General features: G+C 41.8%; 21 protein-coding genes. All 21 read right to left on the reverse strand.

Features of this window, described 5'->3' with window-relative positions; all coding sequences use genetic code 11:
* Positions 1–814 (reverse strand): pyocin knob domain-containing protein (locus C1T29_RS15020; RefSeq protein WP_208945491.1); only part of this gene is annotated, 814 nt, incomplete at its 3' end.
* A gap of 2 nt (positions 815–816) precedes the next feature.
* Positions 817–1,089, reverse strand: coding sequence for a hypothetical protein (locus C1T29_RS15025; protein ID WP_003229942.1), 273 nt, complete (start codon positions 1,087–1,089; stop codon positions 817–819).
* Positions 1,086–1,664, reverse strand: a complete 579-nt coding sequence (locus C1T29_RS15030) for a putative phage tail protein (RefSeq protein WP_095432548.1) — start codon at positions 1,662–1,664, stop codon at positions 1,086–1,088. The genes C1T29_RS15025 and C1T29_RS15030 overlap by 4 nt, the downstream gene beginning before the upstream one ends.
* Positions 1,648–2,694, reverse strand: a complete 1,047-nt coding sequence (locus C1T29_RS15035) for a baseplate J/gp47 family protein (protein WP_103750553.1) — start codon at positions 2,692–2,694, stop codon at positions 1,648–1,650. The genes C1T29_RS15030 and C1T29_RS15035 overlap by 17 nt, the downstream gene beginning before the upstream one ends.
* Positions 2,687–3,112 (reverse strand): DUF2634 domain-containing protein, encoded by a 426-nt coding sequence (locus C1T29_RS15040; RefSeq protein ID WP_103750552.1) that lies wholly within the window; start codon positions 3,110–3,112, stop codon positions 2,687–2,689. Before C1T29_RS15040 ends, C1T29_RS15035 begins: the two co-directional genes overlap by 8 nt.
* Before the next feature lie 12 nt (positions 3,113–3,124).
* On the reverse strand, positions 3,125–3,391 hold the full coding sequence (locus C1T29_RS15045) for a DUF2577 family protein (protein ID WP_024122153.1): 267 nt from the start codon (positions 3,389–3,391) through the stop codon (positions 3,125–3,127).
* Positions 3,388–4,368, reverse strand: coding sequence for an XkdQ/YqbQ family protein (locus tag C1T29_RS15050; RefSeq protein WP_044454982.1), 981 nt, complete (start codon positions 4,366–4,368; stop codon positions 3,388–3,390). Before C1T29_RS15050 ends, C1T29_RS15045 begins: the two co-directional genes overlap by 4 nt.
* 12 nt (positions 4,369–4,380) lie before the next feature.
* A complete protein-coding gene (locus C1T29_RS15055; RefSeq protein ID WP_103750551.1) occupies positions 4,381–5,040 on the reverse strand; it encodes a LysM peptidoglycan-binding domain-containing protein in 660 nt (219 codons plus the stop codon).
* Positions 5,033–9,790, reverse strand: coding sequence for a phage tail tape measure protein (locus C1T29_RS15060; RefSeq protein WP_103750550.1), 4,758 nt, complete (start codon positions 9,788–9,790; stop codon positions 5,033–5,035). Before C1T29_RS15060 ends, C1T29_RS15055 begins: the two co-directional genes overlap by 8 nt.
* Before the next feature lie 2 nt (positions 9,791–9,792).
* Positions 9,793–9,930, reverse strand: a complete 138-nt coding sequence (locus C1T29_RS15065; protein ID WP_021480099.1) for a hypothetical protein — start codon at positions 9,928–9,930, stop codon at positions 9,793–9,795.
* A gap of 41 nt (positions 9,931–9,971) precedes the next feature.
* Positions 9,972–10,421: a phage tail assembly chaperone gene (locus tag C1T29_RS15070; RefSeq protein ID WP_032722171.1), complete on the reverse strand. Its 450-nt coding sequence runs from the start codon at positions 10,419–10,421 to the stop codon at positions 9,972–9,974.
* Positions 10,422–10,893: 472 nt separating this feature from the next.
* Complete coding sequence (locus tag C1T29_RS15075; protein WP_003229930.1) at positions 10,894–11,337, reverse strand: phage tail tube protein; 444 nt, start codon at positions 11,335–11,337, stop codon at positions 10,894–10,896.
* Positions 11,338–11,339: 2 nt separating this feature from the next.
* Positions 11,340–12,740 (reverse strand): phage tail sheath family protein, encoded by a 1,401-nt coding sequence (locus C1T29_RS15080; protein ID WP_103750549.1) that lies wholly within the window; start codon positions 12,738–12,740, stop codon positions 11,340–11,342.
* On the reverse strand, positions 12,741–12,932 hold the full coding sequence (locus tag C1T29_RS15085; RefSeq protein WP_033880532.1) for a YqzN/YkzM domain-containing protein: 192 nt from the start codon (positions 12,930–12,932) through the stop codon (positions 12,741–12,743).
* Positions 12,929–13,366, reverse strand: coding sequence for a phage tail terminator family protein (locus C1T29_RS15090; protein ID WP_017697472.1), 438 nt, complete (start codon positions 13,364–13,366; stop codon positions 12,929–12,931). The genes C1T29_RS15085 and C1T29_RS15090 overlap by 4 nt, the downstream gene beginning before the upstream one ends.
* 12 nt (positions 13,367–13,378) lie before the next feature.
* Positions 13,379–13,882, reverse strand: coding sequence for an HK97 gp10 family phage protein (locus C1T29_RS15095; protein ID WP_044454998.1), 504 nt, complete (start codon positions 13,880–13,882; stop codon positions 13,379–13,381).
* Positions 13,879–14,241, reverse strand: a complete 363-nt coding sequence (locus C1T29_RS15100) for a YqbH/XkdH family protein (protein WP_103750548.1) — start codon at positions 14,239–14,241, stop codon at positions 13,879–13,881. The genes C1T29_RS15095 and C1T29_RS15100 overlap by 4 nt, the downstream gene beginning before the upstream one ends.
* Positions 14,238–14,633: a protein YqbG gene (locus tag C1T29_RS15105; protein ID WP_103750547.1), complete on the reverse strand. Its 396-nt coding sequence runs from the start codon at positions 14,631–14,633 to the stop codon at positions 14,238–14,240. The genes C1T29_RS15100 and C1T29_RS15105 overlap by 4 nt, the downstream gene beginning before the upstream one ends.
* Positions 14,634–14,636: 3 nt before the next feature.
* A complete protein-coding gene (locus tag C1T29_RS15110; RefSeq protein ID WP_103750546.1) occupies positions 14,637–14,948 on the reverse strand; it encodes a YqbF domain-containing protein in 312 nt (103 codons plus the stop codon).
* 10 nt (positions 14,949–14,958) lie between these two features.
* A complete protein-coding gene (locus C1T29_RS15115) occupies positions 14,959–15,894 on the reverse strand; it encodes a phage major capsid protein (protein ID WP_088679327.1) in 936 nt (311 codons plus the stop codon).
* Between the two features lie 18 nt (positions 15,895–15,912).
* Complete coding sequence (locus C1T29_RS15120; RefSeq protein ID WP_103750545.1) at positions 15,913–16,884, reverse strand: XkdF-like putative serine protease domain-containing protein; 972 nt, start codon at positions 16,882–16,884, stop codon at positions 15,913–15,915.
* Positions 16,885–17,176: the final 292 nt, after the last annotated feature.

The raw sequence follows: 17,176 nt of genomic DNA on the forward strand, positions 1-17,176 counted from the left end.
TTAAGGTATATATACTTGCCCCGATTAAGTACATTCCATCGTTCGGAGCAATAAATCGATTGTTTTTAGTATCAAAAGCATTATGGCTATCCTTGATGACCCTGTTAAATGCAATTTTAGTGTGATCAATCTTTTTCAAATACTGAACACCTGTAGTTCCAATATTCGCATGAGCAAAACCTGATATCTTTTGCCACGGAGTCCAGCCTGAACCACTCCACCAGTGTCTAATCCAAACTCCTGTACTGTCATAGTAAGTCCCAGACTCATTCCCTGTTCCGTAAAAGTATTGAGTGAAACGGTAATTATTATATTTTTCATTTTTGACAATGCCATAACCCAAAGGGTAGCCTGTAGTATTTCCCTGCCCAATGTCCATTAAGGTCAGTCCTAAAGGATATTCTTCCCCTCCTGTTCTTGCATCTTGAATAGCATTGTCTCCAGTAATTAACGTCAGATTGTTATTTTTATAGTTGGTATCCACGTAATATTTTGCATCCGATAAAGCCTTATCCGCTTTTTCCTGAGCTCCGACAATTGTTTCTTTTGCATTCCAATTCTCCCGTTCCACTGGTGTAATGTGCCGTTGTAAATCATTACGATGCTCTTCAAATTCTTTTTTCGAAGCTTGCTGTACATTATCAACGTTCCCTAGCCCGATTTGCGCCTTTGTTGTATTGTGAGGGTTGTTCATGTCATTTTTATGTACAGCTAAATCTTTATGCGCATCTTGAATGCCTTTCTCCCAACGGTTCACATCATCTTCATTAATCGGATCGTCCGGGAGCCAATCTGTTTTTGCATCATAAGCCATTGTTACACCACCTCAAAAGTAATCCTAAAATCTAGCGTTCTATTATTACTAACGTCTAAATCTGTTGTTCTTTCCGTAATCACGTTGTTTTGATCATCAAGTATCTGAACACTCTTAATATGTTTGATGTCTTCCTCTCGTTGAGTAAGCACCGTGACAACGGCACCCTGAATGGTGAGTTCCACAATTTCTGTTTCATTTCCATTCAGCAGCACTTTCGATATTCTATTTTTCAAATCTGCAGCTGTACGCTCTCTATAAAGCTGTGTAATCATACAAGGACCACCTCGTTATTATTGAGCGTGACGGAATAACCTACCTTTAGCTCACTTGCTTTTCGATACCTTCTGTTATTCAAAATGACAGTATCTTTTATTTGGAGTGGCTCATTCAAAGCAGCTCGCAAGGTATATGCCAAATGAGCTGGCTTCATATTCTCCAATGTTTCTATGAGCTCGCTCATATGCTGCATATCATCTATATCAATATCAACATTAAAACGGTACTCTCCGGGAAGCAGCCGAACCTGAGCTGACGGATTTTTCAGGAACCGGTTCAACGCGTGTTCAATGGCCCTATATGTTGCGGGGGGTATGTTGGACATTTTAGAGATTAGACGCAATCGGCGGATCTCATCGGTGTCACCTGATTCCCGCATTACGTTCAAAATCTTTTCCCATCGTTCAAGCCCCCAGGTTGCCGTAGTAACAAACAGCTGATCTGTCAGATCAAAGATACTGTTATTTTGCTTCTCAAATTCCGGAGCTTCCGCTTTAAGAAGTTCAGCCATTTCCTTTAATTTGGTAAGAAACGGCGGCAGGTAAGAAGTCATTTCATCGAGTTTGCTCAATGATGTTCACCTGCCCCAATTTAGGGATTTCGACATCACTCAGAACCAAATTTTCGGCCACGCCGTTGATTTTAATATCTGCGTAATCACTTACTGAAGGTGAATTGTAGACGATATTATTAATCTGCGATAAACGGATAACGTTATCTTCAAAAGCAATCTTTTTAAAGAGATTTAAAACACCTGATTCGATTTCTTGCTTTACCTGTTCGATAGAGCTATTGACCTCGGGAAGTACCTCGGCTGAAATCTCAACCTCTTTCCATACCGCACTCTCCACTGTGACAAAGGCACCTATTGGCGCTTGTCCCTCACCTTGTCTGGGTTCAGGATCAATATAGTTTTTAACCTTAGAAATCAAAATATCGGAAGCAGGTTCCAAGTTAGCATTAGTCACGACAATTTTGACTGTGCCGTCCCCGTTCCAAAGCGGAAAGATCTTTGCCTTCCCCACTCCGTCTACTTCTTCAGCCCATTGTTTATAGTGTGCTTTATTGGCACTGACAGCTTCTCGACGCACGCGGGTAAAATATCTAGCTCTTAAACTGTCATCATCCTCTTCTTCACGTCCAGGAATCAGAATCTCTTTCACAATCGCTTTTTGAAGCCCAGGTATAGTGTCTAATGACAATAGATTCTGACCGGATATGTTTGCGTTCCCTGCTTCCCCCGCTGTTTCACACTCCAACGTCCCGTCAGCTGTGTATTGAAAATAAAGATTATCAACATAAAAGCGAGACCCTACAGGAATGGTCACGCCTTCAGTAAACTCCCCTGCCCTGACTGCTTTTGTGGCAGCAGTCCGCTCAATGCCTGCTTCAGTAGCCCGTCGATCTAAAAATTCCCCTTGCGCTGTGTCTGAGAAGACAAGTTCCAGCACAGTATCGAGCCAAATATAAGACTTGGCCAATTCTGCGGCTGCAGGAGCTAACGCGTTATAAATCACGCTGCCTTCCCTTGTATCAATGTCCGCTGAAATGCTGTTCAACATTCGATCCATAATCGCTTCATAGGTTTGATCTTCAAACATCCTCGCCAAGCACCTCCTCGATCTCCAATGTTCCTTCGTCAGTCTCGACTGTAAAGGAGGCACGGAACGATTCGCCTTGTTTTTCTATTTCAAAATCTGTAACAGCAGAAATTCGGTCGTCATAGATCAGTGCTTCCTCTATCAGCCGAGGGATCTCCATTTTCTTATATGCGTCTGTTGTTTCGTTATCTGCCAGCACGTCTTGAAGCTCATTTCCAATGTCATGACTGTAAACAGAATATGCATATCGCTCAGTATGGAGAGACAGATATACAAACTGCTTAATCGCTTCAAGGCCTGTGATAATTTCATTTGTGATACAGCCATTTTCAAAATCTATTTTGTAGGTTTGCGAGGTCTCTATGACCTCGCTGTCATCCTCTATATCCTCAAACTCGATTTCCGGAGACAAAGCCATTCCAAACACCTCCTATATTTTGTCGAGAATAAAAAATGATTGCCCGCCTTTTAAGGAGACAATCATCACACGCTCACCTGTATTCAATGCTTCTTCTTCACCGGCCCGCAGCCGCTTTGGAACAATAATCAAATCGGCAGGTATTATTAATTTGTCACTTTCATTAAGCTTTATTTCAATAGGTGAAACGGAAACCACTTCAGCCGGCATAATATCCACTGGTGACTCAGAATCAACTGCACCGACAGCCAAATGTTTGATTGCTTCACTTAATCTCATGAGGAAACACCATCAGGGATAGAATTTTTCTCAACCACATCAATGGTCATCGTGTGTGTCGATCCTTTAAATTCGTGTTTATCTGTATCAATCCAGTATGTTTTCTTAACCCCGACTTCCGGAATTGAAATATAGACGGGCAAACCGCTCTGAAGATCTGGAATCCCAATTGCTTGAATACTTTTGAGTTCTTTTTTGACGCCTTTCTTCTGTGCCTGTTTAACTTTCGCACGCTGCTGAAGCTGTGCTTGGTTAATGTTATCTGATATTGTTTCAACATACTGAAGCACGCCGTATTTGCTGATACCCGTGTTGTCACTTATGGTAGCCGTATAAGTTTTATTGTCTTTCTGACGCCGCAGCTTTACTCTTGTGGCTGTGTCATTAATGGAAGTGCTGTATTGATAACCAGTAATGTTCACACCCGATTCTAGCACCCATACTTCTGACGGATCAGGCCAAGCGCGAAGGCCGAGCTTCCCCTTCGCCGAATATAATTGATAATTCCTTCCGGTTTGGCTCTTCGTTTGTTTCAAGGCTTTCAGAATCATGTCATAAAGGCTCGTATCATCTTTAAACACTAATGATTTAATGGTGTAACCTGTATTTGCAATGGATGTCGTTGGAATTTGAAAATCTCTTGCCAGGCGCTTAATAATCTCGTCTGCACGCTTATTGGAGAACACATAAACATCTTTGTTCTTAACCAGATATTGCAGCATGTCATAAGCCGTAAAGGTCAGCCCATGTTCTTCCGGATTGCGAGAAAACACAATACCTCGAAACAGCTCTTTCCCTTTCCACTTAAACAGAACCGTATCCCCTTCTGATACGCTGTAATATGAATGGGTTCCTTGTTTCGTTATGATCTTTGCTGTGATTGATCGCGGCGCCTGATAGCGTTGTCCCTCAAGAGAAACACTTTCTGTTACCAGCTCAAGCCATTCCGTTTCTTTAATGACGAAAAGTTCTATCATGTCATCACCTGCTTACTGCGGTATCTTTAATTTTTGCCCAGGAAAGATCCAGTGTCCTGGCTGTCTGATATTCCGTTTGCTTCGTTTGATCATAGCCTTTTTATTGACGTTCCAGATCTTGCGCCATTTTGTGCTGTCTCCATAAAATTTGGCGGCAAGGTCCCACAGTGTATCGCCTTTCTTAATGGTGTATGTTTTAGGAGCTGATTTAGATGGCCGTTTCTTCTTCGTCTTTTTCTTCTGCTTGATCTTCCGCGGCGAAGCAGTTTTGTATTCCTTCAGCTTTATTTCATAATCACGATCACCTATATCTTTTTGGCCCTCGCTATAAGAAAAAAAATCGATACTGCAAGTAAAATTAATTTTCGTTCCAGTAATCAAGAATTGAACCGGCTTTTTAGATTTCACCCATTTCTCGATCTTTGCAATAGCATTTTCAGGAGAAGGAAATCCCTTATACTCAGCAAGTGGACTGTGTTTCTTTGGAAAAAAAGAAGAGAACGAAATCTCTTTCGCTCCCAGTTTATCTATAAAAGTGATTTCCCCAAAACTGGCCACTTTTACTGATTCATTTTGAATTGTGTTGGATATATCAATTTGTTCAGGAAGAACAGGAAGCCGCAGCTTGTCCTTCCCTTGTGAAAACCAGAATTCATATACGGATTTAGTCAAAAGCAACGACTCCCTTCGTTCCAATGTTGATATCCTGTTCAAGCTCATCGACAAGGGCCTGCTTAAACTTAGCTACAAGACTGTTCATGTCTTGGTCATTGTGAAAATGCTGATCGCCATTAAACTGAATAATAACCTCTTTACCTCCCGATGCTGTAACAGTTGTTTGCTGACTGCCTGTTGTGGCTGCTGTTACCTGACCGGAAGATAGTTCAGTTTGACGTTTTTGAGATGGGTCTGTGACTTCCATTCCGAGTGCCTTAGCTGCTTGGGCTAATAGATAACGTCCACGGATGCCTCTCTCCTCTGGAATGATCCATTCCCGCTTGTTTCCTTCACCGACACGGGCAATTTGTTCTTTTGTAATCAGTCCGCCGTTAGCGTAGCCAACATATGGACCTCCGTGTCTCATGCTTCTAATGCCTGGTACATTATTAATTGATCCATATCTGCTTTTGATATAGCCAATCGCAGCAGCAGCGTTGTGAATCGGGTTAAGAATGTTATTCATGCCCGGCAATTTGTGTGCGTTGAAGGTACTTGGGATTGTCTGCATGAGCCCCTGAGATGGATGTCCTGCTTTCGCATTACTATCCCATAAGTTGATTGCCTTCGGATTACCCCCTGACTCATGCTGAGCAATTGTCATTAGCCCTGGAAGCCAGCTCATTGGTGTCTTTGTGGCCATGATAGCGGCCATAAGCCATTGCTTCACATTTCCGCTTACTGCCCCCATTCCGGAATAAGCAGCAGCTAGTGCACCTGCTTGTTTTTCAGCAAACTTTTTCACATCAACTGAATCCAGACCTTTTACAATACCAATAGAGGCAAAACGACCGAGACTCATCATGACACGGGAAGGTGAATGAATATCAAGCTCTTCACGAAATGCCTTCTCAACTTTTTTCGCCAGTTCCTTGGCAGCTTCATGGACTTCACTTGCCTTAGAAGTCATACCAGAAACAAAATTACCGACCATACCGCTTCCCCAGCCGTTTGATGATTCTTTAGAGCGGATAAACGGCTTGTTAATATGAGTGCTGACGTATTGATCAGTACCAGTTTGTGAGCTATTTTGTCCGGAAGCAAAACCTTTGATCGTTCCACTTCCCCATGAAGAGGATTTATTTACGGTGTTCTGGAATGGTGTTTTAACCTTCGTCTGCAAGAAGCCATCTGTACCGGTAGAGGTACTGTTCTGACCTTTAGCATAGCCATTAACCACTTGCTTTCCATAATTCGGAGAATAAGAGATTAAATTGTTCATTGGCTGGCCAACGTTTTTCTGTTTCCAAGCGTCCATAGAAACAACATTATCTCCAATTCCTTGATCAAAACCTTTCGTGAACTGTTGACCAAATGATGTTGCTTGTTCATCAAGACTGGATGTGTCAATAATAGGAGATACAGAAGCAGTCACCGCCGCACTACGGACTAGCGGGGAAGTTGCTGGTTCACCTCCTGCAGATGAAGCAGATGCTATATCATCAACAACACTCATCCCTAATTTCGAAGCAGCTTGAGAAAGGAGCATTTTGCCGCGACCTTTATTATTCTCAACAGGAATAACAAACTCTTTACCTGCTTCACCAATCCAAGATATTGTTGGCTTCGTAATGTAACCACCAGTAGCATGTTTCTTTGGCTTTTCATTTCCCGTACCAAATAAATAATTTACGCCACTCTTCACATATCCCCACGCTTTACCAGCAGTTTTTTTCGCACTTGAAGCTACTTTCCCACCGACTTCTTTTACTCCGCCCAAAATACTGCTTCCCAATTCCTTTACACTTTGCCACTTTTCAGACCACCACTTCTTACTAAAAAGGGTTTCTGAGATGGAACTCTTAACACTTTTCCATATTGATTTAGCATTGTCCCATTTATTTTTGGACCAGCTTTTTACACTTTCCCATTTTCCTGACCACCACTTCTCGCTAAATAAAGTGGATTTCAGTTTTCCTTTAACAGATTGCCAAACAGAAGACGCGCTGTCCCATTTACTTTGAGCCCAACCTTTTACGCCTTCCCACTTTCCTGACCACCACTTCTCACTAAATAAAGTGGATTTTATTTTTCCCTTTACGGACTCCCAAACAGATGATGCACTATTCCATTTGTCTTGTGCCCAGCTTTTAACACCAGACCACTTCTCGGACCACCATTCACTATTAAATAAAGTAGACTTCACCTTTTCTTTTACATGAGACCATGTATCACTTAACCCATTGAGAGAAGTCTTCGTATTACTCTTAATGCCGGACCATTTTTCAGACCACCATTTTTGATCAAATAATGTACTGTTTAGTTTCTTCTTTACTTCTGAACCATCAAACGCCTTACCTAAACTTGAGCCGCCCATGGTGCCTGCTATACCGCCAACTAATCCACCAATAGCTGTTCCCACTCCTGGAACAACACTGCCAATAGCTGCTCCTGTAGCCGCTCCAGCAAGGCCACCGCCAGCTGATCCAATTTTTTCACCAACATTGTCTTTATTCATCCCAATTAAATCGGTTACCGCTAACGCTGTTCCTAATAGAGGAACTCCCTTTGTAAACTTACCAACACTTTTCAGAGGACTTAAAACTTTCCCGAACTTCGATGTACCGCCTGCAGCTCTACCTGCTGAGTATAGTTCCGATCTCGTAGTGGTTATTGCTGATCTTGAATCTCTGGTTGGATTAGTACCTACAGTTCTACCGGAACGCCTTCTCTCCAACCGTTCAGATGACACAGCAATTGAACTGTCAGAAGGGTTCATTCGGTTTGGATTACCGCGTCGACCTAAAACTCTTTTCCCTCGTCTTCTACGAATGCGATCATTTTTACCCCCATCGCTACAACAGCAACATGTTAAGCTGCCGCTACGAGGTAAACTCGTTGGACCTGTGGCGGTTTTGGATTCTCTGCTCCTTGTGCTGGCATTACGATTACTGTTTCTGTTCCTCCTTTCACTTTGCGTATTAGTGACAGCTTTAGGAGTACGTTTTGGAATTAACTTTCGGATTACGCCTGCTGCATCACTTCCGACAGTACCTATCCCTTTTAACAGCGGACGTAGTATTTTCAAATAACCAATCAACCCAATTAAAGAAGGGATCACAACTTTAATCGCTGTTTTCAAATCATCCCAATGGTTGACGCTCCACTCAATGGCTACGTTTAACTTATCACCTATCTCCTCACCAAGATCGGCAATATCTTTTTTGATCTCTTTAAGCTTTTCCTGACCTTCTTTACTGTTAATGAACGAGCTGATTTTATCAAAGGCCGGCCCTAATCCAGTTAGCAGAGAGGTTCCCATATCCTTAGATATGCTTTCAAAATCTCTCATGGCATCATTAACCGGTGTCATCGGGTTATTATCCCGAAGTTTCGTAAAGCTTCGTTCCAATTCACCGCTTGTTTTGGCACTTGTACCAATACCCTCAGCCATATCTAAAATCGGCTGCTTAAGGTCTTCATATTGTGTACCGATAAGCTCAGTCGCAATGGCAGCCCGCTTTGTTTTGTCTTTCACTTTAGAAAGGGCTTTTGCCACCCTAAATAAACTTTCCTCACCGCTTATTGAACCATCTTTGAAGCCCTTGAACATTTTCTTAGTTTCCTTGGCTCCGAACAGCATTTTAAATGCGTCCACTTGGCTATCAGACATTTCGGTTCGGCGGATGTTAAACTCACGCATACTATCGGCTAGGTTATCGAAGTTTCTGGCGCCACCCTTTGTTCCTTTTATCATGGCGTTTGCAATTTGGCCGCCTGTGAGCTTCAAGTCTTTAAAGGTGGAACTGTATTCATTCATCGTGTCCAATAAATCGTCAGCTTGGTCACCTGCATTCCGATATACATAAGCAATTAAGTCTCCGCTTTGTTTCCCAGACAATTTCAAGTTGTTATACATCGAACTAAAAGCACGATCTACCTCTGCCTGATCAGCATTCATAAGCTGGGCAATCTTACTTGACGACTCAGTCAAATCAGCCAGAGCTTTTTTAGACGCCCCTGTCTGTTGTGATAAGTTTCTCAAAGATAAACTGACTTCTTCACGAGAACTGCCCGCTTTATTGTTGAAATAGATCTGATCCGTCATTCTTGCAACATCTTTCTTATTAACGTTTGAAGTTGCTGACACGTAAGCATCCTGAGACATTGTACTCTTACCAGAACCCATAATTGAACCTGCAGAAAAACCGCCTGCAACTGCCAGAGTAATGGTAGCATCCTTCAAGCTGTCTATTTTCGCTTCAATTGCATCCAGAGCCGCTGAAGCTCTATCCTTAATAGAAACAGTTGGCTCAGCATGTTCGCCGTCTACATCGGACACATGACGACGGATCTCATCTAATTGGTTTGAAGCATGATCACGAACTGAAACAGTTGGCTCAGCGTGCGAGCGATTCAAATCAGAGAGACCTCCACGGATCAAACGAAAACGTGGTGTAGCTTGATCATTTACGGAAACTGTCACCTCATGGCTGCCCTCGGTAAGATCCTCAGCTTGCTGACGTATAGAATGTAAGCCATTCGAAACTCGATCATCTAAATCCACTTCAAGCGATCGAGCCCGTCCGGTCAAACGGTTGGCCGATCGGTCAATCCGCCGCATAACTCTCTCAGTCCGGTCTTCAGCCTCAAAAATAAGAGGGCCATTAGCGGCCCTCTTAAGTCTTTCAGCATTGCCTTGTATCATTCGAAGCTTGCGGGAAATCTTATCATGTAATTCAAACGTGGCTGTTAGTTTAGCCATAGTTAATTACCTCCCTTCTTCGCTTCTTTTTCTAACAGCTCAAGCTTATAACCGATTAACCCATATAAGAGCGCCTTGAATTCTTTCGGAGCCTCATATAGTTCTCTTAATTCTGACGGGGCGTATTTGAGCTCATGCATCGCGTAATAAAGATATACAGCCTCTTTGTCCCCGTCCTTTACTAGTTTTTTGCCGCTTCTTCAAGGTCTTCGAGATCATCATCAAATCCATTGATTTCAATTGCTTTGTTTAGCCAGTTGGCATACTCACCGCCGACTGAAAGAACACGTTTGGCGACTTCCACTGGATCTTCTGTTTTGTAAGCCTCACGTAGTTCCTTAGCTTTAAAGTTCGGGTAAACAGTCGTTTCAACCGCAATACGAGCATAAAAGCGTTGGCTGTCCAATTCCTTCACACGGCCGCGGCCTTTTACATTCTTGTAAGTCGTATTCTCTTTCTCAAGTTCGTCAATTCGTTCAGTCGTGATCGCTTTGAAAATGAATGGAACAACATTGCCTTCTTTGTCTACAAACCGTTTAGAAATCGGTACTTTCACTTCCTCAGCTTCAATTGTTTGTCCCGGCATAAAGAATGAAAGATCATACACTTTTTCGTTTTGTTTTTCACTCATGTTTCATTAGCTCCTTTGAATTTTTTTATAGAAAACAAAAAAAGACAACCACAATATGGTTGTCTAGTGTATAATTATACCTGTACATTTGTCTGACTAAATCCCCTAAGAAAGGGGGTGCGCTAATGACAACATATGAAACTTTAAGTTTAATGATTCAGATGGTTACCGTAATGATCATGATCAAAAATGATAACAATCAGAATCAGAACTAAAACCCTGAGGCCTGAGAAACTTCTAGGGTAAGTCTAACGCACATCACAGTTATGGAAACCAGGATTTGTACAGGCCGGAGTGTTGGCGCACTCCGGTATTTTTATTTTAAGCAAAAATCTGGTGTGTTAATCTCAAATATGTCTTTTTACGTTAGTAATAACATAGTTTACTCACGTAAAGTATATATTCAGTATACATTGGCCATGGTTACGTTGTAAACCGAAAACTGATAAAAAAAGTAACGAATTCGATATGTTTAAAATGTTGATTTCAACTGCTCAGGAACATCAAAGTCCTCAAAGGTAAACGGTACTTCTTCCTCTAATGCTTCTGAATCAACATCAAGCCCAGCGATTTTCGCAGAGTCAAAGTTCACATCATACAAAGTGACACGTTCAGTGCCGCGGCCTGAAGAGGCGTCATCCAGAACAGCTTGTAAGGTGAAGTAAGGATCACTTCCCTTTTTGACATAATCCATCATAATAAGAACAAATTGAGAAGTCACTTTATAAAAGGTGGCTGTTCCCGTTCCATTTGCTCCAGTCGTTTTGTGCCCCGTCATCCGACGGCCCATGATATTGACCTCGGATTTATTTTTCTCCACATTGGCTTCAAATGTTTTGATATGGGCCATTTCTTCTCCATCAAGAAACAGCCTGCCCTCTTTACCGGAAATAGTGTTTTGCGCTTTTAATGCCATTCTTATTTCACCTCAACATTAAAATAGAATTTTTCAGCTGCATCTACCGGTTGCACAGCAAGGTCAATTAGGAAACCGTCACGATCGCTATTCAGAGCAATTGTAATGTCATTCTCTGAATCAAAATCAGTAATGCCCCCGTTATCTTGAAGAACACTCAAGTATTGAGTAATTAGCGTTTTTACAAACTGCAGTCCGTCATTTGTAGCGGGAACATCACTGCCACTCGCTTTTCGAGACTTGATCAATGCTTTCAGTTGAGTTGTCAGATCGTTATTGATTGCATCAAGTACACGGACAATTTTGTTTTTCTGGAACATCTTATTTTTCTCTGCTGTTAGGCTTGTGAGTGAATTAATGTCCTTTTCAACCGATACTGATTTATCACGAGAATCATAAGTAAACAAGAATTCCCCATTTGACAATCGTTCAACGATTTCGTCGTTGTCAATTCGGTTAAGGACATCTACAGCTCCCTCGTATTCTACAAATGTAAGTGATTGATTAAATGTAGCCCCAGCACTTGCGCCTGCAACCCAAGCAGTAGCTTTTTCAGGAGTGATTTCCGTTCCATCTTCAAGTAGGACACCACCAGTTACATTGATAATACCCTCATGGTCTCCCTTATAATTTGATAGAACACCTTGAACCTTTTGCCCTTGGTTGTCTCTCAGCCGTTTGATAAACGCAACAAACGTTGCTTTTAATTGCTCGTTATCCTCTACAGGTAAAGCGATTGTGTCAAAGTATTCCGTTTCAGCCGCTTCCAAGAAAGCTGTATAATCAGCATTGGTCGGTGTTTTGTCTGTTCCGCCTAACAAGCGGATTCCGGAAGATGCCGGAAGAGCCCCGCTAACGTCTTCAGGGGCCGTACCGGTTAACGGAATAGTGACTGTTAAATCCCCTTTCCCTGTAAACGTGACATAGTTATTTGGTTTAAGCTCTTCAGCTTTAGAAACTGTTTGTTTATCAACTTCTGACTGATCAAGGTAGGTAGTGACATCAACTTTCGAAGAGTCAATAACGTTCTCCGTGATGCTGATAATGATGTCATTTCCTTTAGTGCCGCCATAAAGAGCAGTAGCTTTTACACCTTCACTAATGTCTGCTGAAGCACGAAGACCTTCCGTCAGACGATAAAGCAAGACTGTACTTGCCTTTTTCATCGCCTCACGTAAAAGCAAAAGAGACGGATCATCGATATTTAATCCTACTTTTTTATTCAAGTCCTCGATTGAAGAGATAGAAATGAATTTCTTAACTTCACCCCAGCTGGATGCTATCGGCAGCGCAACTGTCCCTCGTTCTCCGGCAGAAACTCGGTTTTCCGCGGTCGTTTTAAAGTTAAAGTAAATACCGGCACGCTCTTTTTCCTTGCCGGGTGTGAATGTTCCGCCATTCATCTATTTGACCTCCTTTTGAAGAAACTGAGTAATCAACTTCTTCGCTTCCGATTTTGTAATACTTGTTTTATGAACATGAAAAAGAGCACCGTCAAACACCTCGGGTTTTACCCCAAAGAGCTCTCGACTGTGCTCTCGCAAATCCTTAATATAAAAAGCATTTTCTGCTTTCTCTTTTTTAGTGGCCATCATTTCACCCCACTTTTAAATTTAAAACCATCCATTGAACGCTGTTCTTCCCGCTCATACCAATAGCGGCTCGTCCAGTTTAAGACAATGGTCGCGTAATCATCTGATACCCGCGTTTCTATTCGAGATAGGCGAATAAAATCCCCCGTATCCTCGCCAGATTCTTGTATAAGCGGAATTATGCCCCTTCTGCTTCTAAGTGTATCCGCAATTCGTTCCGCTTCGTTATGAGCCTTCTGTGCGTTCTCGTGAAATAGTTTCACGTTTAAAACATAGGCTTTCTGAAACGTAGATACTGTGTCCGTCCCATCGACCGTGGAAGCCGGTGGAAAGTAAAGAGACGGAACAGCAAAGTCCTGCGGTATTTCTTCTTCATACACTTGAACAGGATACAGTTTGTATAGATAGCCCATAATTGAACCTACCTCTTGATTCATGGCAACACCGCCTTAAAATTCTTCATCAATCCATTGCTGCAGCTTCCGCTCTAGGCTTCTCTCAAACATCAACTGAAATATAGCCATGGCGTTATCCCAAAAGCCAGAACCGTCGATCCATTGGAACTTCAGTAGCATACCGGAATTTCTTTCGGCAGGGTCATATTCGAAACGGTCGCCTTTCCAACGCCCCGGGACCCACCGTCTATCCTGATTTTTAGACGGATCGATAGTAAAGTGCCCGTCATTGACGTATGAGGCGTATTCCAGATTTGTTCCAACATCCAACTTTAAGCTGCCTTTTGTCATTGAAAAGATATTATCCTGGTCACCTCTCTGAAAGGAATTAAGCAAGCGGCGTGTGTCTACGGTCTTTGTCCTGATAATTTCATCTTGGATAATGTCTAGGAACTCAAAACCCATAGCTTCAAGCCACTCCTCGTATTTCCCTTTCAATCCTCCACGAGAAGCACGGTTTAATGATTGAATGAACTGATCAAGACCTTTAATCTTCACAGATATTCAACCTCCCGTACTGCCGTAACTTCCCAATGATGATTCTTTATTTTGCGGGGCTTCTGTAATTTATAAGCAGTACCATCCCAAACCACCCTGTCATTTACTCGAATATCAGCATTAGCAGGGAAATGCACAAGGAACGATTGATAAACAGCTACATTTGGCTCCTGTTGGATAATGGACTGACTCTTTTCTGTAAAATAACACGGCTGATTTTCTATGTCTGGCTCATCAGGGTACGAAAAAACCGGTTGAACATCTTCAACCGGCATCCCGAATTTTTGCTTTCTATTTTCTTTTTTCTCCTGTAGATGGTAAATGTCGCATCTGTGAGTCAGTAAAGACCGATAACTCATATTGATCTCATCCGCACTTTCGCTTCAATCCCTTCTAAATCAGGGTCAGCCGGTTTCACATAATCTTTTATTAATGCATACACATCAGGTTTTTGAAGAGAACTGCCATCCCCTAGAGTATAAGAATAGTCACCAATTTTTTCAGTTGTATACCCTTTAATAATTGACTCGTCGCCATTTATAAGAGCATAAAACTGAGACAACTTTAATAGGGCCAGTCGAACCGTTTCAGGCAAAGGAATATACTCTGCATCTGAAAAATTATGTCCAACTTTAAGAATGATATCGGCAGTTGCCTCAAGGATATCCTGTTTTAACAACTCGTCAGGTCTGGTCTTTACAGACTCAAAAACTGAATAACTCTTTAATTCATCGGGAGTGATTAACAGCATAGGTCACTCCCCTTTGTTATCTATTTCGTTAAGGATGTAGGCAATTCTTTCATCTGCGTTTTTGAAGTCAGACGGATTGCCACCAAGATTAGAAATAATGGATTCATGCTCTACTTTATTCATACCTTTCAATTCCGATTCAGTATAATTTATCGGATCATCTTTTTGATTCTTAAGATCTTTAACCAGCACAAAATATGGATTTTCATTTAAATACTCATAGAGCTTTTTCGATACTGTTTGACTGACACCTGCTCGAAAGGTTATTCCCATAACATTGTACGTTTTGCCTTTAATAAGCTTTGCAGTATACACGCCAGACCACCTACTCCTTCACTTTCACGATCTTGGCTACGGCGTCCTCTTCTTCAAAAACACTATCCAATTTCGCTGTCAGAACAATGATAAACATACGGCGACGAATGTCCTTATCTACTTCAATTCGAATGTTACGAGAGAATCCGAGAATAATATTCTTCGGATGAGTTAGGATGATATCAGAAACATCGGCTGCAGTATCTCCCTCTCCAATCGTATAAGGCTGTAAATTTGCAATACCTTTGATCGGAACACCAAAAGCAGATGAAAGGCCACCTTGAACAGCTGCATCCCCTAAATTTGTTTGACGGTCAGCTACACGATCTTTCCATTCAACCTCAATACCAGGCGATGTATAGAAGCGGAACTCCTGTGGAATTCGCAAATATTTAGAAGGTACAGCTTTGTATCCTCGCTTGAACGTTTGGCGTGTCAGTTCCTCACCTGCAGCATCGACAATATGAGATGTAGCTTGTTTACGGATACCGTCAAGCTGAGCTAAGTATGAATCTGACGAACTGGTATCTCCGTTTACTAGCAACTCTTCAATATCAACCGCAGCACGCTCAGCTATCATTTGCATGATTGTATTTTGAAGTCCATCTTTTTCGATGTTGTTTTCAAGTGTGTCATAAGTGATGTTAACTTCAGCAATTACTTCTTTTGTGCTTAAGTTAACTGTACTAGTTGATGGAACTGACTTTTGATCCTTAGTTAGCGCCACTCCCTCTTGGGCTGCCCTTAAAATTCGCTGACCAAAACCGATCTTCTCGATTTTCTGTGTGTCATGATCCATTTGAATAACTCGCGCATCTCTTAAAATGGTTGGCGTATCTTGTACCATTCGAATAAAAGTTGAAGCCTGAGTAGGATTCATAATCCCGCCGCTCTCTAAAGTAGAAAGCGTCATTTCTGCTTTATTAATAACCTCTTGATTTCTCATTCTTATCCTCCTTATACATTAAAACAACCCTGACCAGATCGATTTTTGAACATGTTCAGAACCCAATTCTTCAGTTTGCTTAGATGTTCCGCGGCTTTTTTCGATAGCTTCAATACGATCAGCGAGCGGTTGAACAGCATCTGAAATTGCTTTTTTCAACTTCTCGCCCTCTTTTTCAATCTCTTCTTCTGTTTTTTCTTTATCTTTGTTTTTAGTATCTTCTTTTTCTAATTCTGCGAGCCGCTTTTCAATCGGCTGCAATGCTTCTTGAATTGATTTCGTTACTTCCTCCGAAGTCATTTCTTTTTCCTCCTCTTCTGTCTCAACCTGACTCAGCAAGTTACCGAGAGCAGTATGAGCATTTTTAATTTCTTGTAGGTTTGAAGCGGAAAACTTTCTGCCCGCCTTTTCAACTGGCTCTTCATATGATTGCTGTTGTTTACCTATTAAAAAGTTTTTGAGCAAATTAAAAAGCCCTTTCTCATCTGTTTTATCTTGAGAAACGGGCTTTTCTTCTTGTTTTTCAATTGTCTCAGCAGTCCCTGCCATTGAATAACCTGTAATTTCGCCTTTTTTGATTTGCTCCCATACTTCATCAGAAGCCTTTGTGACAAGTACCCATGAACCCTTTTTAATGGTTTCCCCATTCATTTCAAAGTCAGCAGGTGCAACATAGGATTCTACCACCTCGCCAACACCACCTTGAAAATCATGTTGCTTATCAATTTCACGGGCATCTTTCAGGAAGCCATGAGCGGCCTTTTCTATTTCTACCGCTGTCATGAAATCTCCGTGAGCGTCCACTGTATCAGGTTCATACACGATACCGTAAACAAGTTTTTGCTCATCTGCCTCTTTTGCAAGGACTTTGACTTCCTTCTGAAAGTCCGGCTGTTTTTCCGATTTCATAAAAAAGAACTGCTTTTGATTAGCAGCCTTGTCTACATAAGAAACATGTGTGATTTTTGCGTTTACCAATTCTCTTGGCATGTTGTTCACCTCCTTTCAAATATTAAAACGCCACTAAAAATTTAATGGCGTTACAAGTGCTAAATAGGACGTCCCTTTATCAGCCCTCAGCTCAACCTAGAGCTCCTAAGCAGGTGTAGAGTTAAATGAAACACACATTTACACTTTTTCCACTTCTTTAAATTTCATTGTTTTTATAAACTGTATCGTGGCTAAAGTATTTAGAAGTCTCAAGACGTCCGCTTTTCCCCAGTGTTGAGGATTATCCCGACCATGAAGTATCCAGTTTCTGTTAATCATAGGTTGTCTTTCT

This window comes from Bacillus sp. MBGLi79, from assembly GCF_002953915.1.